This is a genomic window from Cupriavidus sp. GW823-FHT07A04, assembly GCF_058794615.1.
In genome coordinates, this window is the sequence record NZ_JBXAHA010000024.1 from 42,527 (window position 1) to 61,328 (window position 18,802).

Below are 18,802 nucleotides of genomic sequence, written 5' to 3' on the forward strand. Positions count from 1 at the left end.
GTGCCGACGATGATAATGACGAAGATAATTGACGCGAGTTGGCCACAGGAGAACGGCTCAAGCTGCCGATCGGGAGACCCTCATGCAATTTATTGCTCGAGAACCCACCTGAATTGACCGGATCCACTTCAGTACGGCCGGCTATGACACATCATACAGACGGCACTTTCGCGATGCATACCCTTAAAGACCCAGTTGCACCCAACAGTCGAGGCTGGCTTGCACGCCAGGTGTTGCCGGCAGGCGTTCACGCAGGCGCGTTGCCGCTTCTCGTCGGCCGCGCGTTACGCGGCTTCTGTGACGGGTTCATCGCCGTCCTGCTGCCAGCATACCTGCTGGGGCTCGGTTTCGCGCAACTGGCGGTGGGGTTGATCAGCAGTGCGACCCTGATCGGCTCAGCACTGGCGACGATACTGGTAGGCGTCCTCGGCCATCGCTACCCACAGCGCCGCCTGCTGGTGTTGGCGGCTGCATTGATGGTCGCAACCGGTATCGGCTTCGCCGGACTGTCCTCCCTATGGCCACTGTTGCTCGTCGCATTCGTCGGCACGCTCAACCCGAGTTCCGGTGACGTTAGTGTTTTCCTGCCGCTGGAGCAGGCTCGTCTCGCCGACTCGTCGACCTCTGATGCTCGCACTGCGCTATTCGCCCGCTATAGCCTGACTGGCGCCTTCTCCGCCGCCATCGGCGCGCTGGCGGCAGCGCTGCCGGGCTGGCTTGCCCCGCAGTTGGGGATATCGTTCCTCAGCGCCATGCGCGTGATGTTCATGATCTATGCATTGACGGGTGTCGCACTCTGGTTCCTCTATGCGCGCATCCCCGAGCCACACCCGCACGCGACATCGGTGCGAGTACCGCTTGGCCCGTCTCGCCGGATCGTTACCCGCCTTGCACTGCTCTTTAGCGTCGACGCCTTTGCCGGCGGGCTGGTGGTGAACTCGCTGCTGGCACTGTGGTTGATGCAGCGCTTCGGTCTTTCCCTTGGCGCCGCTGGCCAGTTCTTTTTCTGGGCGGGGATGCTCACGGCCGGCTCCCAACTCGTTGCCGTGCCGCTGTCCCGCAAGTTCGGCTTGCTGAACACGATGGTGTTTACCCATATTCCATCCAGCCTCTGCCTGATCGCGGCCGCCTTCTCCCCCTCCCTGGTGGCGGCCCTGGCCTTGTTGCTCGTGCGCAGCGCGCTGTCCCAGATGGACGTACCGACCCGGACTGCCTATGTGATGGCGGTGGTCACGCCGCCGGAGCGACCGGCGGCCGCAAGCCTGACCGCGGTCCCCAGAAGCCTGGCTTCCGCACTCGGCCCGACCCTAGCAGGCGCGCTGTTGGCCTTGGGCTGGGTCGGTGCACCGCTGGTCGCCTGCGGCCTGCTCAAAATCACCTATGACCTGGCGCTCCTGGGCGCCTTTCGACGTATCAAACCGGTCGATTGACCGTAAGTCGACTTTGATCCATGCATGGCTTGCGTGTAGCTCTGCCAGACCCGCTTCGGATACGCGCTCTCCGAAGGCACTATTGGCGGACATGGGCCGGATTCACCCGCATGCCTTCCGGCATGCATTCGGCTCACACGGTCTCGCCGCCGGCATGGCCCTCAACGTCATGCAAGGCTACCTGGGACACACCTCCATCGCGACAACAACGCTATATAGCACGGCAGATCGCGACGGGCGCTTACAGGACGTCGAGAAGTTCTATCGTGGGTCCTGAGGCGGGAACGGGCATCCGCCTCCCGGACGCGGCATAGCTAGCGGACCCACGCTTATGACGGATCTCCGCCAGCTGATACGCGCCTGGAATCTCACCAGGGAGATGTTGGACTATCTGGCCGTCGCGTTGACCAGTTGAAGCCATAGCCATGAGCGGTTATTGAAGCACCTTCTGTGGCGAAGGCTAGAATACGTATATCCACCGACGAACGAGCGACTGATGAACGCCTCCTCGAAGCTTGATATTGCTGAGATTCTCTACGACTCGGGACGCGTGCGCTATCGCTACGCGCGCGTGATCGCGCCGGATGGAAGCAAATGGCTTCGCAATGGACTTTTTGTTCACTATGGAGAGAATGGCTCGATTCTCTCTGAGGGTACGTATGTCAAAGGGAAAGAAGAAGGGCTCTGGCGAGATTTTCATCCGAACGGTGTACCGGCGGCCGAGGGCTACTTCGTTGGCGGCAACGAGACGGGAACATGGCGATTTTGGTCCGACACTGGCAAGGAGGAGCCTTCCCAGAGTTTCCCTGCTGTGACTGGCTGACAGAGCGAATGGCGCGACATGACCGTCTCGGTCCACAAGTGCTCGTTTGAAGTTACTAGACACCTCATGGAATTCGTCTTAGCCCATGCATCACTGAACCACAGGTTAAACTTCCGAGTGCCGGCAAATGACTGAGACTTGCTATGATTGACCCGCTTCGCGAAGATGAGCTACCGCCCTGGTTTTGTTTTCCAAGTGAATTCCTCCCACTATGAGGGCACCACCCGGGGCAAAGCTTCTTCGCTTATCTCGGTTACGTTACCTCAAGGAAGATCGTCAATCTCTTTGTGGAAACGCCACTCTCATATGCGCCTGGCCTACGCGGCATGTTCCATGAGGTCACTGGTGGTTTTTGAAGTCCTCCTGCCCTAGCGTACGTCCTGTTTGATTTCTTTCGGGAGTTTGAAAGGATGTTCGGCTGGTTCAAGCGAAAAGGTTTGCCGGCCAGCGGTCCGGACTATCGGCACATTGACTCGCGAGAGAAGGCCGATTCGCTCTACAGGCGTGGCAAGTTGTAGAAGCTGTTCCTGTTACCTGCTAAATTCGGTGGCGAGGATGTTCCCCCAAACATTGTCTACATCCCGCCATTTTCGGCCCAGCTGAAACAACGGCTGGATCACGATACGATCATGCCGATGGCAAGGAACGGGAACGTGCGCCAATACAGCGCGAGTCCCGAATACGAAGAAAAGAGCGTCATTCCGTCGCGAATATGCATTGCGGCAACGGATCCTGGCCACTTCGAAGGGACCATTGCGATCTGGGGCAAGGCGGCGCGGCAGGCACCCATTCCGGGCGTACATTTGCAGTCCGAGGAAGTTCCCGCTTTTCATCTGGATGCATCTGCGGTTGTAAAAGCTGAACCGACAGAAATGATCCGCGCTTTCATCTCGGATTACGAGACCTGGAATCAGTATGCCACTGCGACGGATGAGCGTGATGCTGCTCTTGGCATGGCCGCAGCGGAATCAGCGAACAAGGTACTGATGAGAAAGTATTGTCCGCCCGGCTGTAATCACCAGCCCATCTCATTTGGGAGCAGGTCCGCGCACAGCAGTACGCAAGAGGAAATCGTCAGCGCCGATTCCGCAGGTGAGGCGTCCTTGGTGAGGACCCGTCACACAAGGGTCACAGGCTCACTAACGATGACGGATGACTACGAGTATCACCTGAAAAGGATTGATGGGCGGTGGTACGTGGTCAGCGTCCTATATGTTGATGCCGAGGGCAAGTACGAATGTCTGTAGCCGCCTTGCAGTGCCACGCACCGGCGTTGGCCTGCCGCAGCAAAGAGAACTCGACCTAGTCCCTATCCTCAAGGTGATGGAACCGGCCGACCCTTCTGCCGTAGTCTCGACCCTCGCTCGCAACGAATCGCCTGTCATGCGACCGTTTGCCGCAGACTTGATTGTCATGTACGCAATCGACTTGCCAACTCACTTTCGTTTCGTTACCTATCGAGAACTTAAGGACGCCTCGATTTCAGAGGAAGAGTTGCATTCACTCGCTCTTCGCAATTTGCCTATGCGGTTACCCGAGATTGAGTTTCATGGCGAGGCGCCTCGCTACATGGTTACCGCCGGAGGGAATTTTGAGGCGACCTTGCTGCTCTTGGAATCATTATGGGAGCAGGTCGAGGAACAGATGCCTGGCGAAATTCTCGCTGTAGTCCCCGCGCGCGATTTGTTGTTCGTGTCGGCTTCCGGATGGGAAGGCGCGCTGTCATTCATGCAGGAGATGGCCAGCAGAGACCTTCCTGAGAAAAGGTACGCACTGACGACATGCGTGTTCGCCCGTCGTGACGGAGAGTGGGTCCCTCACGCTCTTTCCGCTTAAGTTGCCGGCGGCGGCGCGATTGAGCGGACTGCTGCTGCCGGCCACGAACCGTCATTCGCTCCCATCAACTATTCGACATCCGGCAGGCAGCCCGGCCTCTGAAAGCAGACGCTCAAGGCGCTGTTGGACGACCGCGTTATATTTGATGCGTGAAACCTACGCGCCTTGACGCAGCGCTTGAGCAACGACAACGAACGCAGGAGTCGGTTGCCGGCGGCTCGGATAGTACAGGTGAAAGCCGGAAAACGACGGACACCAGTCGGACAGCACGCGCAGCAGCTCCCCGCTCGCGAGTTGCGACTGCACCCGTTGTTCGGGAACGAAGGCGAGGCCGACGCCAGCAAGTGCGGCCTTGACGGCCATCGTCGCCGTATTGAACACGAGTTGCCCTTCGACGCGCACGTTCAGTTCGCGTCCTCCCTTCCTGAACTCCCACGCGTAAATGCCACCGGCCGTTGGCAGCCGGATGTTGATGCAGTTATGTGCCGTCAGGTCCTGCGGCGTCTTCGGCTTCGAGTGCCTCGCGAAATACTCCGGCGTGCCGACCACGGCCATGCTCACATCGGGGCCGATGCGAACGGCGACCATATCCTTGGCGACCTGCTCGCCAAGCCGCACACCTGCATCGAGCCGTTGTTCGACGATGTCCGTGAGTCCGTTGTCGACAACGATTTCGATCGTGATGTCCGGATAGTCAGGCAGAAGCCGTTCGATTACCGGCCACAGCAGCAGTTCTGCCGCGTGTTCTCCAGCGGCGATGCGCACCGTGCCCGCCGGCGTGTCACGCAGAGCGGTAAGCGCACTCAGCTCGGCCTCGATCTCATCCAGGCGGGGGCCGACCGACTGGATAAGCCGTTCGCCGGCTTGCGTCGGCGAAATATTGCGGGTGGTTCTAGTCAGAAGCCGCAGCCCGAGCCGGGCTTCCAGATTGCGCACAGTCTGACTTAGCGCAGACTGCGAAACGCCGAGCTTCGCGGCCGCTTTTGTGAAGCTGCCATCACGTGCGACGGCCAAAAACGCGGTGATATCGGAGAGGTCGGAACGCGCCATTTATAAGCCTGCCTTCTAGCATCATGCGGATTCTAGCTCTTTATCGCGGGAAGACGCGTTGCTAAATTGAAGGTTGAGATACCAAACCAAGGAGCGTCCATGGAAATCACAAGAAGCGGCTCGCAGCCTTCGGCGAAAGGGCCCGCGGAGTACTTCACGGGAACAGTGCGAGTCGATGCACCATTCGCAGGCGAGCAGCCGGCCCGGATTGGCGGCGCGACGGTGACGTTCGAACCGGGCGCGCGGACTGCCTGGCATACACATCCGCTCGGTCAGACGCTGATCGTGACCGCAGGCCTCGGTTTGGTGCAGCACGAGGACGGCGCAGTTCAGGAGATCCGGCCTGGCGACATCGTCTGGATCGCACCCGGCGAAAAGCACTGGCACGGCGCGACTGCTATCACGGCGATGACGCACATCGCTATCGCTGAAAAGCTTAACGGCAGCCCGGTCGACTGGATGGAAAAGGTCACAGACGAGCAGTACCTGGCCGGCGTGACCGTAAGCGATCAAGGAGTTGGGTCATGAAGAAGCGTATTCTCGGAAAGAACGGGCTGGAAGTCTCTGCTATCGGCCTCGGGTGCATGGGCCTGAGCTTCGGACTCGGGCCCGCAACGGAGCGCAGTGAAGCGCTGCAGGTCATCCGCTCGGCCGTAGATCGCGGTGTCACGCTGTTCGACACAGCCGAAGGCTATGGCCCCTTCATCAACGAAGATCTGGTCGGAGAGGCGTTGCAGCCGGTCCGGGACCAGGTACTGGTGTGCACGAAGTTCGGCTTCGCGATCAATGAGAAAGGCGAATTGACCGGACTCGACAGCCGGCCCTCGCATATTCGCGCGGTGGTCGATGCTTCCCTTAAACGCCTGCGCACCGATCATATCGACCTCCTTTATCAGCACCGCGTTGACCCGAACGTGCCGATGGAGGACGTTGCTGGTGCTGTCAAAGATCTCATCGCCGAAGGAAAGGTCCTGCACTTCGGCTTGTCGGAGGCAAGCGCGGCAAACATCCGCCTGGCACACGCGGTGCAGCCGGTGACGGCCATTCAGGACCATTACTCACTCTGGATGCGCGAGCCTGAGCAGACGAAGTTCTCTCTCTGCGAGGAGCTGGGCATTGGCCTCGTTGCATGGGGCCCGCTCGGCCAGGGTTTCCTGACCGGCAAGATCACGCGAGGCATGAAGTTTGACGATGCCAACGACCTGCGCAAGGATTTCCCGCGCTTCACGCCCGAAGCCATGGAGGCCAACTTCAAGGTCGTCGACTTTCTGAAGGACCTGGCCGCCCGCAAAAACAGCACGCCGGCTCAGGTTGCGCTGGCGTGGCTGCTCGCGCAGAAGCCTTGGATCGTGCCGATCCCCGGCGGTACAAGGATCGAGCACCTCGATGACAACCTGCCGGCCGCCGACCTTGTGCTGACGCCGGACGACCTGCGCGAGATCGACAACGCCTTCGAGACGATCGACATCAAGGGCGCGCCGCTGTCGGCTTCCCTGGATGCGGCGATCGACCGCTAAACCATACGGGCACGAAACGATGCACAAACGTATCCTTGGTAAGGACGGATTGGAAGTCTCCGCGCTTGGCCTCGGCTGCATGGGCATGAGCACGAATTACGGTCCTGCGCCCGACAAGCAGGAGATGATCGAATCCCAAGGCGGGCTTTGATAAATCCGACGTCCGGTCCTGGTTTCCGCGCTTCACCCCTGAGGCGATGCAGGCCAATTGGGCGTTCGTCGACCTGCTAAACGAGATCGCGAGCAAAAAAGAGGTGACTGCCGCACAGATCGCGCTGGCATGGCTCCTTGCAAAAGAGCCCTGGATTGCGCCGATCCCCGGAACCCGAAAGCTGCATCGGCTTGACGAGAACCTGGCTTCGGCGAGCGTCATGCTGACAGCGGACGACATGCGGGAGATTGAAACGGCAGCGGCAAAAATCGAGGTACATGGCGCCCGGGGAACCGGCCACGAACAGCACGCCTGACCTGTGCCTCACCATCACATGCAAGGAAATAAACATGCAAAAACGAATTCTCGGTAAAAGCGGCCTCGAAGTCTCTGCCCTCGGTCTTGGCTGCATGGGACTCAGCTATGGCTACGGTCCCGCCGCCGACAAGACCGACGCGCTCAAGCTGATCCGCACCGCGTTCGAACGCGGCGTGACATTTTTCGATACGGCCGAAGCCTATGCGCAAGGCGCCAACGAAGAGTTGTTGGGCGAGGCGCTGCAGCCATTTCGGGACCAGGTCGTTATCGCGACGAAGTTCGGTTTCCAAGATGGCGACGCCAGCAAGGGCCAGGATAGCCGACCGGAGCGCATCCGCGAAGTGGCGAACGCTGCGCTGAAGCGGCTGCGGACCGATCGCATCGACCTCTTCTATCAGCACCGCGTCGATGCGAACGTTCCAATGGAAGACGTCGCGGGCACCGTCAAAGAGTTGATCCAGCAAGGCAAGGTCAAGCATTTCGGCATGTCGGAAGCAGGCGTGCAGTCGATCCGTCGCGCTCATGCCGTGCAGCCGGTCGCTGTGTTGCAAAGCGAATATTCTCTGTGGTGGCGCGAGCCCGAGAAGGAGATTCTGCCGCTACTCGAAGAGCTGGGCATTGGTTTTGTGCCGTTCAGCCCGCTTGGCAAGGGCTTCCTGACGGGCGCGATCAATGAGAGCACCAGCTTTGACAAGTCCGACTTCCGCAATGTGGTGCCGCGTTTTTCGGAAGAAAACCGCAAAGCCAACCAGGGCCTGGTTGACGTGTTGAAACAGATCGCGACCGGACTGAATGCGACGCCCGCGCAAATCGCGCTTGCGTGGCTTCTGGCGCAAAGGCCCTGGATCGTGCCGATCCCCGGCACGACGAAGCTGCATCGACTGGAAGAAAACATCGGCGCGGCCGCCGTCGAGTTATCCGCCGACAACCTGCGCGATATCGATTCGGCGCTCTCGACCATTGCTGTCCAGGGCGACCGTTACCCGGCGCATCTGCAAGCGCGCGTCGGAAAGTAGCCCTCTCCATTAATCGCGCGATTTGCGCAGAAAGGACGACCATGTCAGAGAACATCGCAGGCAAGGTTATTGTCATCACCGGCGCAAGCAGCGGCCTTGGTGAAGCAGCCGTTCGCCGCCTGGCGGCAGACGGCGCAAAGCTGGTGCTCGGCGCTCGTCGCGTCGATCGCCTGAAGGCGTTGGCCGCCGAACTCGAGCTCCCCGAAGACGCGGCAGTCGAGACGGACGTCACTGATGCCCAACAGGTCAAGGCGCTCGTCGATTGGGCGGTGAAGACCCACGGCCGCATTGACGTCATCATCAACAATGCCGGTCTGATGCCGCACTCGCCTCTGGAGCGCGGAAAGATCGAGGATTGGGAGAGGATGATCGACGTCAATATCAAGGGCGTGCTGTATGGCATCGCCGCGGCGCTCCCGCATATGACGCGCCAGAAAAGCGGTCACATCATCAACGTGTCGTCGGTCGCGGGCCATAAGGTCGGCAAGAACAACGCTGTTTACTGCGCCACGAAGACAGCGGTTCGGGTGCTCTCCGAAGGACTGCGTCAGGAGGTGAAGCCCCACAACATCCGCACGACGATCATTTCGCCGGGCGCGGTGCAGTCGGAACTGCCCCAGAGCGTCACCGAAGCCGATGTAGCGGCAGGCATCGCCGACTTTTACGAGAAGTTCGCCATTCCGGCAGACAGCTTTGCAAGGATGGTCGCTTTCGCGATACAACAGCCCGAAGACGTGGACGTGAACGAAATCCTGTTCCGCCCCACGGCTCAGGAACTGTGAAGTCGACTGGGGATTGCCTGAATGACAAGAATTCTGATCCTTGGAGCCAATGGCGGCCTGGCGCGGAATACGACGCGCGTTCTGCTTGAACGCGCGGACGTCTCGCTGACGCTTTTTTTACGCGCGGCTAGGCGGCTTGAAAACCCTGACCCGGTCCGCGTGACCATCATCGAAGGGGATGTTCTCGACACGGCCGCATTGGGCTGCGCAATGCAGGACCAGGATGTCGTCTACGCGAACCTGTCGGGGGACATGGCCCGGCAGGCGCGAAGCATTGTCGACGCGATGCACGCGGTCGGTTTGAAGCGGCTGATCTTCATCAGCTCGATGGGGATTTACAGCGAAGTGCCGGGCGAGAAATATCGCAGCATTCTTGACCCTTACCGGGACTCGGCCGCGCTGATCGAGGCGTCCGATCTCGACTATACGATCCTGCGGCCGGGTTGGTTCACGCACGATCCTGGAGGGCGATACACCATCACGCAGAAGGGCGAACCGTTCCAGGGTCACGATCTCTCTCTCGATAGCCTGTCAGGGCTGATCGCCAAGATTGCGACCACGCCCGGGCTCTACGTTGGCAGCAGCATCGGCGTCAGCGATCGCTGAATCAAATAGAAGGACACAACACCATGCAGAAAGTCATCGTTGTCATCGGGCCTGGATCAATCGGGCAGGCCATCGCGCGCCGGGTCGGCGCCGGCAAGCATCTCCTGCTCGCTGACCTGCGGCAAGAAAATGCCGATGTGGCCGCGAAGACGCTGAGCGAAGCCGGATTCGACGTGACGACAACAACCGTCGATATTTCATCGCGCGCGTCCATCCAAGCCTTGGTCGCAAAAGCTTCATCGCTGGGAGAGGTTCACGGTCTCATCCAGGCGGCGGGCGTCTCGCCGTCGCAAGCCTCGCCGGAGACGATCCTGAAAGTCGATCTCTACGGCACGGCGGTCATTCTTGAAGAGTTCGGCAGGGTGATCGCGGAAGGCGGTTCCGGAATTGTCATCGCGTCGCAGTCAGGACACCGGCTGCCGCCGCTAACAATCGACGAAAACAAGGCGCTCGCGTCAACACCTGTCGAGGATTTGCTGAAGCTGCCCTTGCTTCAGCCCAACCAGGTCAAGGATTCCCTGCACGCCTATCAGCTCTCGAAGCGTGGCAATGCGCTGCGTGTGATGTTCGAGGCCATTCGTTGGGGCAAGCGCGGTGCGCGGGTCAACACGATCAGCCCCGGCATCATCATCACGCCGCTCGCGAAGGACGAATTGTCCGGTCCGCGTGGCGAAGGATACCGCCGCATGATCGCCGGCTGCCCGGCGAAGCGAGCTGGCACGCCCGATGAGGTCGCGAATGTCGCGGCGCTGCTCATGGGGCCTGACGGCGGTTTCCTTACCGGCAGCGACTTCTTGATGGATGGCGGCGTTACCGCTTCCTATTGGTTTGGCCCCTTGGCTCCGCAGTAGTGATTGCCTGGCGTTTTATGCCTCGAAAGCGGCCATTGCCGGCTCGCCACGCTCTATGGCCGAGATGGGTCGGGTACGGCCTGCCGCCCCTCAATCACAGCCGTCGCCTGCCGGCCATGAAGCGTAGTTGGTCCACGCGATCACTCGGCCAATCGAACGTCTGCTCCAGCCAAGCCAACGGACTTTCGCTGGCCAGCGATGCAAGTCGCTCCATCGGCGGAAGCGGAAGGCTCTGGTCATCTCAGAGACTTATCACGAGAACGAATTCTATTTCTAGATAATCCAGATACCAGTTGAGTAGGGTCTGTTCAAGTCCGGTCGGCCCCGGCGCGAATGCCCGCTGCGATGAAGGTCACCAGGTACTCGGACTTGCGCCGCGCGTCGCCGGCCTTGACCTTGCCGCCGGAGATGCGCTCGATACGGCTGTCGAACACGCTCATTACCAGCGCCCCCACGGCAAACAGATAGGCCCAATGCGCATAGCCGGCGCTGTTGCCTGACAGGGCCTTGCGGATCGCCTTGACGAATTCCATGGCAAAGGGGTCGAAGTAGTCCGCAACAATGCCTCGCTCAGCTTCTCTTGGATCCGATGCCTCGCGTGCGACGAGTTTGGCGTAGGCGATGCCGGCCTCCGTGTCCTGGATCCGCATTACTGGCTGCACGAACGCACGCACGATGTGCTCCACCGGATCCTCGCCGGCAATGAGGGGGTCGTGTAGCGCCGCCAGCCGGGCCTCGAACAGCGTCTTACGCCGTTCAAAGAGCGCGCGGTACAGATTTCGTTTGGTCTCGAAGTGGTAAACGATCAGCGGCAAGCCAACGTCCGCGGCCGCCGCGATATCACGCATCGACACGCCGTCAAAGCCGCCTTCGGCAAAAAGCCGCTCCGCTGCATCGAGCACGCGTTCGCGCTTGCTCGCTTCCGGGATCGGCAGCCCCTGCGCTTCTTCCCGCGCCCCGACCACCGACTTCCGCGCTTCCCTGCCTTCCATGCTGCCTCCATATAGACGCGCCATTGTAGCGAACCTCACTTCGCCACATTCGCACCCGCGTTTACCCCAGTGTAGCGTTTGACTGCACGAGTGTACAGTCCGTTCTGCGCGATACTGAACGATCGTACAGTCAGTACAAAACTGGTGCGTCACCTGCTTCGGCCAGGGGCGCCAAATCAGGAGACCCATCATGCCCCCCAATCCTGCCTCGCTGAAGTGGCGCGTGCTTATCGGCTGCTTCCTGAGCTATATGTTCGACGCGGTGGACATCATCATCCTTGCCATCGCCATGCCGGCTATTACCGCATCCCTTCACATCACACAGGCGCAGGCCGGCTTGCTTGTCACAGCCACGCTGCTCGGCATCGGGCTGAGCAGCGTGGTGATGGGGAGGCTGGCGGATACCATGGGCCGCCGCAAGGCGCTGCTACTGTCGCTGGTGACTTTCGGCGCGCTCACGATGGCAATTTCCGGCGCCACCGACTGGCGCCAGATCCTCTTCCTGCGCTTCCTCTCAGGCCTCGGCCTGGGCGGGGTCTGGAGCACGGCCGCGGCTCATGTCAACGAGACCTGGCCGGCGCACCAGCGCGGACGGGCCACTGCCTTCGTGCTCAGTTCCTTCTCTTCGGGCGCAACCGTGGCCGCCCTGGCAGCGGCCTACCTGCTGCCGGCGCATGGCTGGCGCGTGTTGTTCTTTCTCTGCGGCGCGGCCGTGGCCATCGCCATCGGCTACGTCTGGCTGCGCGTGCCGGAATCTGAGGTCTGGCGCGCGCAACGGTCCAGTGGGCAGTCCACCAGAGCAAGCGCCGGCCGTGCCAGCCTTGCTGCGTTGTTCGCGCCCGGCCTGCTGCGCATTACCCTGCTCGGCACCGCGACCTCGGCCTTGGCGCTGTCCGCGTACTGGGGCGCTTCGACCTGGCTACCGACCTTCCTGGTCAAGGAACGGGGGCTCGATGTCACCACCATGGCCAGCTTCGTGGCCGTGCTGAATGTCGGCATGTTCCTTGGCTATAACGTCTTCGGCCTGCTCGCAGACCGCATCGGGAAACAGCGTGCCGTGATCGCGTCGCTGGTCGGCTCCGGACTGACGCTACCGGCCTATGCTTTCGCCACGGACCATGCGACCCTGCTCGTCCTCGGCCCGGTATTCGCCTTCTTCATGGCCTTCGCCGGCCTCGTGGGCTCCTACTTCGCCGAACTGTTCCCGACGCACATCCGCGCAACCGGCGCCGGATTCTGCTTCAACGTCGGCCGTGGCATCTCCGCCTTTGCTCCGCTGGCGCTGGGCTGGGCGGCGACTGGGTTCGGCTTTGCGCCCGGTATCGCGCTGTGCGGCGGCTTGTTCCTGCTATCCGCGATCGTGGTTGCCCTGCTGCCACGTGAAATCGCCGCGCAGGACACCGGCGCCCACGTGCGCAAGGTGCCGGGCGCCGATCCGTCCCTCGATGCCCGTTGAGCTCACCCCCCATTTCACGTATCTCCACAAAGGACTTGTCACCATGACACGCCGCTTCGTCGATCTCTCGATCTACCTGGAAAACGATGTCGTCTCCGACCCGCCCGGCTATGGCCCCCAGATCGAGTACCTGTCGCATCGTTCCACCGCCGAGCAGGTCACGGCCTTTTTTCCGGGGCTGATGCCGTCAGACCTGCCGGACAGCGAAGGCTGGGCGATCGAGCACGTCCGGCTCAATACGCACAATGGCACTCACCTTGACGCTCCCTATCACTTCCACAGCACCATGAACGAGTCATTGGGGCAGCGCGAGCGCGCCATCACCATTGACGAGGTGCCACTGGAGTGGTGCTTCCAGCCGGGCGTGAAGCTAGACTTCACCGGCCTGGATGACGGCTATGTGGTCACCGCCGGCGACGTCGAGGCGGAACTCGCCCGTATCGGGCACGCGCTCAAGCCGCTGGAGATCGTGGTGGTCAACACGCGAGCGGGCAAGCGCTACGGCCAGCCTGACTACGTCGCCTGCGGCTGCGGCATGGGACTCGACGCCACCATGTACTTGCTTGAGCGTGGCGTACGCCTGACCGGCACCGACGCGTGGAGCTGGGATGCGCCGTTCGTGCATACGGCCAGAAAGTATGCAGAGACACACGATGCCTCATTGATCTGGGAAGGCCACAAGGCGGGCCGCAACATCGGCTATTGCCACCTGGAGAAGCTGCACAACCTCGAGGCCCTGCCGCCGGATGGCTTCTACATCTCTTGCTTCCCGCACAAGATCCGAGGTGCCTCCGCTGGCTGGACGCGTGCTGTGGCCATCTTCGACGACGCGCTCAACGCCGCGTGACAACGCCATGGAACTGAACCACACACATGATGCCGCTCGCCGCAGTTGGCTGACACAGGCCAATGCGCCCGGTTCCGACTTCCCGTTGCAGAACCTCCCGCTCTGCATATTCCGTCGGCAAGGCAGCGCCGAGGCCTGGCGTGGCGGCGTAGCAATCGGCGACCAGATCGTCGACCTGGCCGCGTTGCATGGCAGGGCCTGCCTGCCAGACCCGGCCGCCGAGGCCATGCAGGCCGCCGTAGCGCCGACGCTAAATGCGCTGCTGGAATTGGGTCCGAGCGCCTGGCGCGCATTGCGCCACGGAATCTTTGCGCTGCTGGAGGCTGGCAGTGCGCATGAGAGCCGAGTACGGGAAACGCTGGTGCCGCAGGCGGCGGCCGAGTTTGCGATACCGGTACGCATCGGCGACTACACGGATTTCTATACTTCGCTCGATCACGCAGTGAACTGCTGTCGCCAGTTCGGGCTGGAGGTGAACCCCAACTTTGACTGGCTGCCGATCGCGTATCACGGCCGGGTGTCTTCCATCGGCGTCAGTGGCCAACAGGTCTACCGGCCGATGGGGCAGTACCGCGCCGATCCGGGCAGCGCACCTGTGTATGGACCTTGCCAGCGTCTGGACTACGAACTGGAAGTGGGCGCGGTGATTGGCATCGGAAATGCACGTGGTACGCCCATCCCTCTGGCAAAGGCGCAGCAGCACATCTTCGGCCTGTGCCTGCTCAACGATTGGTCCGCGCGCGACATTCAGACTTGGGAGATGCAACCGTTAGGGCCTTTTCTGGCCAAGAACTTCGCCACCACATTGTCGCCCTGGATCGTCACGCTGGAAGCCCTGCTGCCTTACCGCACAGGCTGGACGCGCGCCCCAGGGCGCCCGCAACCGCTCGACTACCTTCGCTCGGCGGACAATGCCGCGGCCGGCGCCTTCGACATCCAACTGGAGGTCTCGATACTCAGCGCGCACCAGCTAACACAGGGCCGGCAACCGCGCACGCTGACCCATACCAGCTTCCGACACCAGTACTGGACGCTGAGCCAGATGATTGCGCACCACACCATGGGCGGTTGCAACCTACAGAGCGGCGACCTGCTGGGCAGCGGCACGATCTCGGGCCCCGCCCCAGGCGAAGCGGGTGCGCTGATCGAACTCACAGTATCCGGGACGCAACCGGTAGATATCGGAGACGGCGAACAACGCGGCTTCCTTGAGGATGGCGATACCGTCGTGTTTCGTGGCTGGTGCGAGCGCGACGACTATGCGCGGATCGGTTTCGGCGTCAACTATGGGACCGTGCTGCCAGCCCCTGCGTCCGCCTGACCGTCTCCAACCCACTACTGCCGCGCGCGCCACTCCCCGCCGATTATGGGCTGCGATGCTGTGGTGAGTGGGGCCTCGCGCTCAGCTCCCTCGGGCGAATATCGGCATTCGCAATGCCGCAGAAAAAGACGACCGCCCCCGTCAGTGAGGCTGTTCATGCGCCAAGACCACGCTGTTCTTTTGAGGTGATCGAAGTCAATAAAACGGAGGAGATCAATTTTGTACAAGGAACGACAAGCAAGCTGTGCCGTCTATGGTAAGGCTGGTAGCGAGCCGGGTGGCTCACGGAGGGCGCAACCGATAGTAAGGTTGTATGCGCTGGCACTCTTTGCGCTGCCTTGCGCGTCCTACGCGACCAACGCACAGCTATATGGACTCGCGGACGCATATGTCGGCGTTACCCATCTCAGTGGACAACGTTCTGCAACTGGCGTGGAAAGTGGAGGTCTGCAGACGTCCTTCTGGGGCATGACAGGAAGCGAAGATTTGGGAGCCGGTCTTAAGGCGAACTACCGCCTCGAGGGATTCTTCCAAATGGACACGGGTGCCAATGGGCGTGCTCCCACGGATGGCCTCTTTTCCCGAAATGCCTACGTTGGCCTGGAGGGCGGTTTTGGCGAAGTGCGTCTCGGGCGACTAGCAAATCCGACGTTTCTGGCGACCGCGCTCTTCGATGCGTTTTCCGGCTCGACGAAGTTTTCGCCGCTCCAGAACGTCCTGTGGACGCCCCAGCAGGGCCGATACATTGCCGGCGATACCGCGTGGAATAACGCGATTGGCTACTACTCACCGGAATTCGCGGGAATTTCGTTCCGGGGCTTGTATAGCCTTGGCGAGCAGCCGGGCACGAGTTCGCAGAACAATGCTGTCGGTATGCTGCTCTATGATCGCGGGCCATTATCGGCGAGTTTTGCCATCCAGAGAACCCGGCTTGGTCCCGGACTTCCTGCGGGAAGCTGGGCGCAGACAGCGATGGCCGGGGGATTGTCCTATGACTTCAAGGTCATCAAGCTGCTGACCGAGTATGTCCACACAAGTACCAGCGGTGCATCAACGACGACCGACGCGCTGCAGGTGGGTGCCCAGATTCCGGTCGGCAGCGGGAAGATCCTGGCCTCTGCAGTGTCTTCACGCGTACGTAGCGATGTCATGGCGGACTATCGGCGTCACGGACTTGCCGGTGGTTATGACTATGCTCTGTCGAAACGCACGGACGTATACGCTGTGACGATGTTCGACAAGGTTACCGAAAAAGGCAGTGGCACCAGCTTTGCGCTGGGCATGCGCCACAAGTTTTAGCCGCTTACAAGATAAACCGATCAGGAGCCAGACATGCAAATCGATTGGGACGTTGAAATCCCCATGGACGATGGTTTGGTGGTTCGGGCCGACGTCTTTCGCCCGAAAGAGGAAGGACGCTACCCCGTGTTGATGTCCTACGGACCATACGCCAAAGGCCTGCCATTCCAGGTGGGATTCCCCGCACAATGGCAATCGCTCACTACTAAGCACCCGGAAATTCTGAAGGGCAGCAGCGGCAAGTACGCGAACTGGGAAACCGCGGATCCGGAAAGATGGGTGCCGTTGGGTTACATCTGCATTCGCGTGGACTCGCGCGGCGCTGGCCGATCGCCGGGCGTCATCGATTGCTTCTCCCCGCGCGAGGCGCAGGACTTCTACGATTGCATTGAATGGGCAGCGAAACAACCGTGGAGCAACGGGAAGATCGGCCTGGCCGGCGTTTCCTACTACGGCGCCACCCAATGGCTGGCGGCGGCGAAACGTCCTCCGCATCTGGCCGCGATCTGCCCGTTCGAAGGGTTCTCCGACTACTATCGCGACGCCTGCCGGCACGGCGGCATCCTCAACACGTTCATGGTGGCCTGGTATCCGAAGCAGGTGGAAAACGTGCAGCACGGCCTGGGGCGGCGCGGGCGTGTGAACCCTAACAACGGGTTGCCGATCTCCGGGCCGGCAGAACTCAGCGACGGAGAACTGCTCGCCAATCGCGTCGACATCAACGCGACGCAGTTGAGCGCCGAGCTTATCACTGATAGCTACTTTGACGGCCGCCGTGCGGACCTGGGTGCGATCGAGGTACCGGTGCTTTCCTGCGGCAACTGGGGTGGCCATGGCCTGCACCTGCGCGGCAATGTCCAAGGCTACTTGGGTGCCGGCTCGAAGCATAAGTGGCTCGAATTGCACGGGCTCGAGCATTGGACGGAGTTCTATACGGACTACGGCGTGGCGCTCCAGAAGCGGTTTTTTGACTGCTTCCTCAAGGGCGAGGACAACGGCTGGGATCGGCAGCCGCCGATCAAGATGCAGGTGCGCCACGTGGATCGTTTTGTGGAGCGCGACGAGCATGAATGGCCCTTGGCGCGCACCGCATGGACGCCCATGTATCTGGACGCCGGCGCACCGAGCCTGCGATCGGAGCCGAGCGTGACAGCTTCGCGCGTCTCGTTTGACGGCATGGCAGGCAAGGTAAGCTTCAGCACTGCACCCTTCGAGCGCGAAACCGAGGTGACCGGCCCGCTGTCTGCCACGCTCTGGATCTCCACGACGGCCCGCGATGCGGATCTGTTCCTGACGCTGCGGGCTTTCGCTCCGGACGGCAAGGAGCACCTGATCTTGGGGGCAGTCGAACCCAATGCCCCCCTCGCGCAAGGCTGGCTTAGAGCGTCGCACCGAAAGCTGGATCCTCAAGCCTCCAGGCCGTATCAGCCCGTGCACACGCACCAGGAGATCCAACTTCTCGAACCGAACGAGATCTACGAGCTGCAGGTCGAGATCTGGCCCATGTGCTTCGTCTTCCCGAAGGGCTACCGGCTGGTGCTGACTGTGGGCAGCTCGGACTTCGAGCACGACCTGCCCGGACCCTATCCGCAGATTTATGGCAAGTCGATGCGCGGCTCGTCGGTGCTGCTGCACGATCACCCCGACGACCGCAGGTCTGACCGCTTCGCCGGTCAGACCACCGTTCACACGGGCGAGAAGTACGCGTCGTTCCTGCTTCTCCCCGTCATTCCCGCAACATGCTGAACGGAGGCGCCATGAGCACGACGGGTCGGAAATTCCTCGCGCGCACCGCTGGTGCATTTGCGGCCGCCGGCCTCCTGCTGCGGCACGCCGCCAACGCACAACAGGCATGGCCGGCCAGAGCGGAGATTCCACCAAGATGACACTGAAAGAGCGGCTTGCCCCGCCGCTGCGTTTCAGGCCTGATATGGCGTCGCTCAACAGGGCTCGATGAACTTCTCGATCCATCCAGAGGCCCGGGCGATGCTTCTTCGGGCGGGAATTTGCAGCAGCTTGCGTTGCATGCCCCCCATTCGGACGGGCGCGTCTCACAGGGAAAGGGACGCGCTGACGATAGCAGCTCTACGCGTTGACCGTAGTTCGGCCCGAAGCGGCCATCTGTCGGCGTGATTGCGAATGGCAGAGAAGGGTCGATTAGAGCCATCTGGCTTGACAGCGATCTCGCCTGCTAAATGCCCACGTGGCCGCTGCAGATCCCACGCAGCATCCCCGGTATTCGGTACCGAGTCAAGTAAGACCGACCGATGAGCACATCGTCCTCCATCTTTCCAACCGGTGGGACAGGGTTTCGGAGCTATGAGCCGCGCCCGATAGGGGATTCCGATCTATCTATCGTTCCGAACCTCTCCGTATCGGAACCTTGGCCATCTTCCCGCATCACGCCGTGCAACGACTCTCCGAACTTTCTGCTGGCCCGTTAAGAGGCGATCAGGCAGTACCGGCAATGACCACGCAACCCGGCTGGCGGCGCTACGCTACGGCTG

At 61.2% G+C, this 18,802-nt stretch carries 20 protein-coding genes; 18 read left to right on the top strand and 2 right to left on the bottom strand.

What is annotated here, in order from left to right:
- Window positions 1–173 precede the first annotated feature (173 nt).
- The 5 genes from AC1Q7Q_RS33415 (at window position 174) to AC1Q7Q_RS33435 (ending at window position 4,089) form a co-directional block, all read left to right on the top strand.
- A complete protein-coding gene (locus AC1Q7Q_RS33415; protein ID WP_492372305.1) occupies window positions 174–1,430 on the top strand; it encodes an MFS transporter in 1,257 nt (418 codons plus the stop codon).
- Window positions 1,431–1,521: 91 nt separating this feature from the next.
- Window positions 1,522–1,707, top strand: a complete 186-nt coding sequence (locus AC1Q7Q_RS33420) for a tyrosine-type recombinase/integrase (protein ID WP_492372306.1) — start codon at window positions 1,522–1,524, stop codon at window positions 1,705–1,707.
- A 219-nt stretch (window positions 1,708–1,926) separates the two neighbouring features.
- Window positions 1,927–2,253 carry a toxin-antitoxin system YwqK family antitoxin gene (locus tag AC1Q7Q_RS33425; protein ID WP_492372307.1) on the top strand — a complete coding sequence of 109 codons (327 nt, stop codon included), beginning with the start codon at window positions 1,927–1,929 and terminating at the stop codon, window positions 2,251–2,253.
- 653 nt (window positions 2,254–2,906) lie between these two features.
- A complete protein-coding gene (locus tag AC1Q7Q_RS33430) occupies window positions 2,907–3,500 on the top strand; it encodes a hypothetical protein (RefSeq protein WP_492372308.1) in 594 nt (197 codons plus the stop codon).
- A 136-nt stretch (window positions 3,501–3,636) separates the two neighbouring features.
- Complete coding sequence (locus tag AC1Q7Q_RS33435; RefSeq protein WP_492372309.1) at window positions 3,637–4,089, top strand: DUF1444 family protein; 453 nt, start codon at window positions 3,637–3,639, stop codon at window positions 4,087–4,089.
- Between the two features lie 156 nt (window positions 4,090–4,245).
- On the opposite strand, the gene AC1Q7Q_RS33440 is transcribed toward AC1Q7Q_RS33435, so the two are convergent.
- Window positions 4,246–5,139 carry a LysR family transcriptional regulator gene (locus AC1Q7Q_RS33440; protein WP_492372310.1) on the bottom strand — a complete coding sequence of 298 codons (894 nt, stop codon included), beginning with the start codon at window positions 5,137–5,139 and terminating at the stop codon, window positions 4,246–4,248.
- Between the two features lie 99 nt (window positions 5,140–5,238).
- Here AC1Q7Q_RS33440 and AC1Q7Q_RS33445 point away from each other — a divergent pair, with 99 nt between their 5' ends.
- The 8 genes from AC1Q7Q_RS33445 to AC1Q7Q_RS33480 are packed head-to-tail and all read left to right on the top strand — an operon-like array spanning window position 5,239 to window position 10,380.
- Window positions 5,239–5,667, top strand: a complete 429-nt coding sequence (locus tag AC1Q7Q_RS33445) for a (R)-mandelonitrile lyase (protein ID WP_492372311.1) — start codon at window positions 5,239–5,241, stop codon at window positions 5,665–5,667.
- Window positions 5,664–6,656, top strand: a complete 993-nt coding sequence (locus AC1Q7Q_RS33450) for an aldo/keto reductase (RefSeq protein ID WP_492372312.1) — start codon at window positions 5,664–5,666, stop codon at window positions 6,654–6,656. Before AC1Q7Q_RS33445 ends, AC1Q7Q_RS33450 begins: the two co-directional genes overlap by 4 nt.
- Window positions 6,657–6,675: 19 nt before the next feature.
- Complete coding sequence (locus AC1Q7Q_RS33455; protein ID WP_492372313.1) at window positions 6,676–6,807, top strand: hypothetical protein; 132 nt, start codon at window positions 6,676–6,678, stop codon at window positions 6,805–6,807.
- Between the two features lie 46 nt (window positions 6,808–6,853).
- Complete coding sequence (locus AC1Q7Q_RS33460; RefSeq protein WP_492372314.1) at window positions 6,854–7,123, top strand: aldo/keto reductase; 270 nt, start codon at window positions 6,854–6,856, stop codon at window positions 7,121–7,123.
- Between the two features lie 34 nt (window positions 7,124–7,157).
- A complete protein-coding gene (locus AC1Q7Q_RS33465) occupies window positions 7,158–8,141 on the top strand; it encodes an aldo/keto reductase (RefSeq protein WP_492372315.1) in 984 nt (327 codons plus the stop codon).
- 41 nt (window positions 8,142–8,182) lie between these two features.
- Window positions 8,183–8,923, top strand: coding sequence for an SDR family oxidoreductase (locus tag AC1Q7Q_RS33470; RefSeq protein WP_477102794.1), 741 nt, complete (start codon window positions 8,183–8,185; stop codon window positions 8,921–8,923).
- A 21-nt stretch (window positions 8,924–8,944) separates the two neighbouring features.
- Window positions 8,945–9,529 carry an NAD(P)H-binding protein gene (locus AC1Q7Q_RS33475; RefSeq protein WP_492372316.1) on the top strand — a complete coding sequence of 195 codons (585 nt, stop codon included), beginning with the start codon at window positions 8,945–8,947 and terminating at the stop codon, window positions 9,527–9,529.
- 23 nt (window positions 9,530–9,552) lie between these two features.
- Entirely contained in the window at window positions 9,553–10,380 is an 828-nt protein-coding gene (locus tag AC1Q7Q_RS33480; RefSeq protein WP_492372317.1) for an SDR family oxidoreductase, read from the top strand.
- A 308-nt stretch (window positions 10,381–10,688) separates the two neighbouring features.
- Here AC1Q7Q_RS33480 and AC1Q7Q_RS33485 read toward each other — a convergent pair whose 3' ends face one another.
- Window positions 10,689–11,372, bottom strand: coding sequence for a TetR/AcrR family transcriptional regulator (locus AC1Q7Q_RS33485; RefSeq protein WP_492372318.1), 684 nt, complete (start codon window positions 11,370–11,372; stop codon window positions 10,689–10,691).
- Window positions 11,373–11,562: 190 nt separating this feature from the next.
- Here AC1Q7Q_RS33485 and AC1Q7Q_RS33490 point away from each other — a divergent pair, with 190 nt between their 5' ends.
- From AC1Q7Q_RS33490 to AC1Q7Q_RS33510, 5 genes are all read left to right on the top strand, one after another.
- Window positions 11,563–12,828, top strand: a complete 1,266-nt coding sequence (locus tag AC1Q7Q_RS33490; RefSeq protein WP_492372319.1) for an MFS transporter — start codon at window positions 11,563–11,565, stop codon at window positions 12,826–12,828.
- Between the two features lie 43 nt (window positions 12,829–12,871).
- Window positions 12,872–13,675: a cyclase family protein gene (locus AC1Q7Q_RS33495; RefSeq protein WP_492372320.1), complete on the top strand. Its 804-nt coding sequence runs from the start codon at window positions 12,872–12,874 to the stop codon at window positions 13,673–13,675.
- Between the two features lie 7 nt (window positions 13,676–13,682).
- Window positions 13,683–14,996, top strand: a complete 1,314-nt coding sequence (gene fahA, locus AC1Q7Q_RS33500; protein WP_492372321.1) for a fumarylacetoacetase — start codon at window positions 13,683–13,685, stop codon at window positions 14,994–14,996.
- 309 nt (window positions 14,997–15,305) lie between these two features.
- Window positions 15,306–16,295, top strand: a complete 990-nt coding sequence (locus tag AC1Q7Q_RS33505; protein WP_492372322.1) for a porin — start codon at window positions 15,306–15,308, stop codon at window positions 16,293–16,295.
- Window positions 16,296–16,328: 33 nt separating this feature from the next.
- A complete protein-coding gene (locus tag AC1Q7Q_RS33510; protein ID WP_492372323.1) occupies window positions 16,329–18,041 on the top strand; it encodes a CocE/NonD family hydrolase in 1,713 nt (570 codons plus the stop codon).
- Window positions 18,042–18,802: the final 761 nt, after the last annotated feature.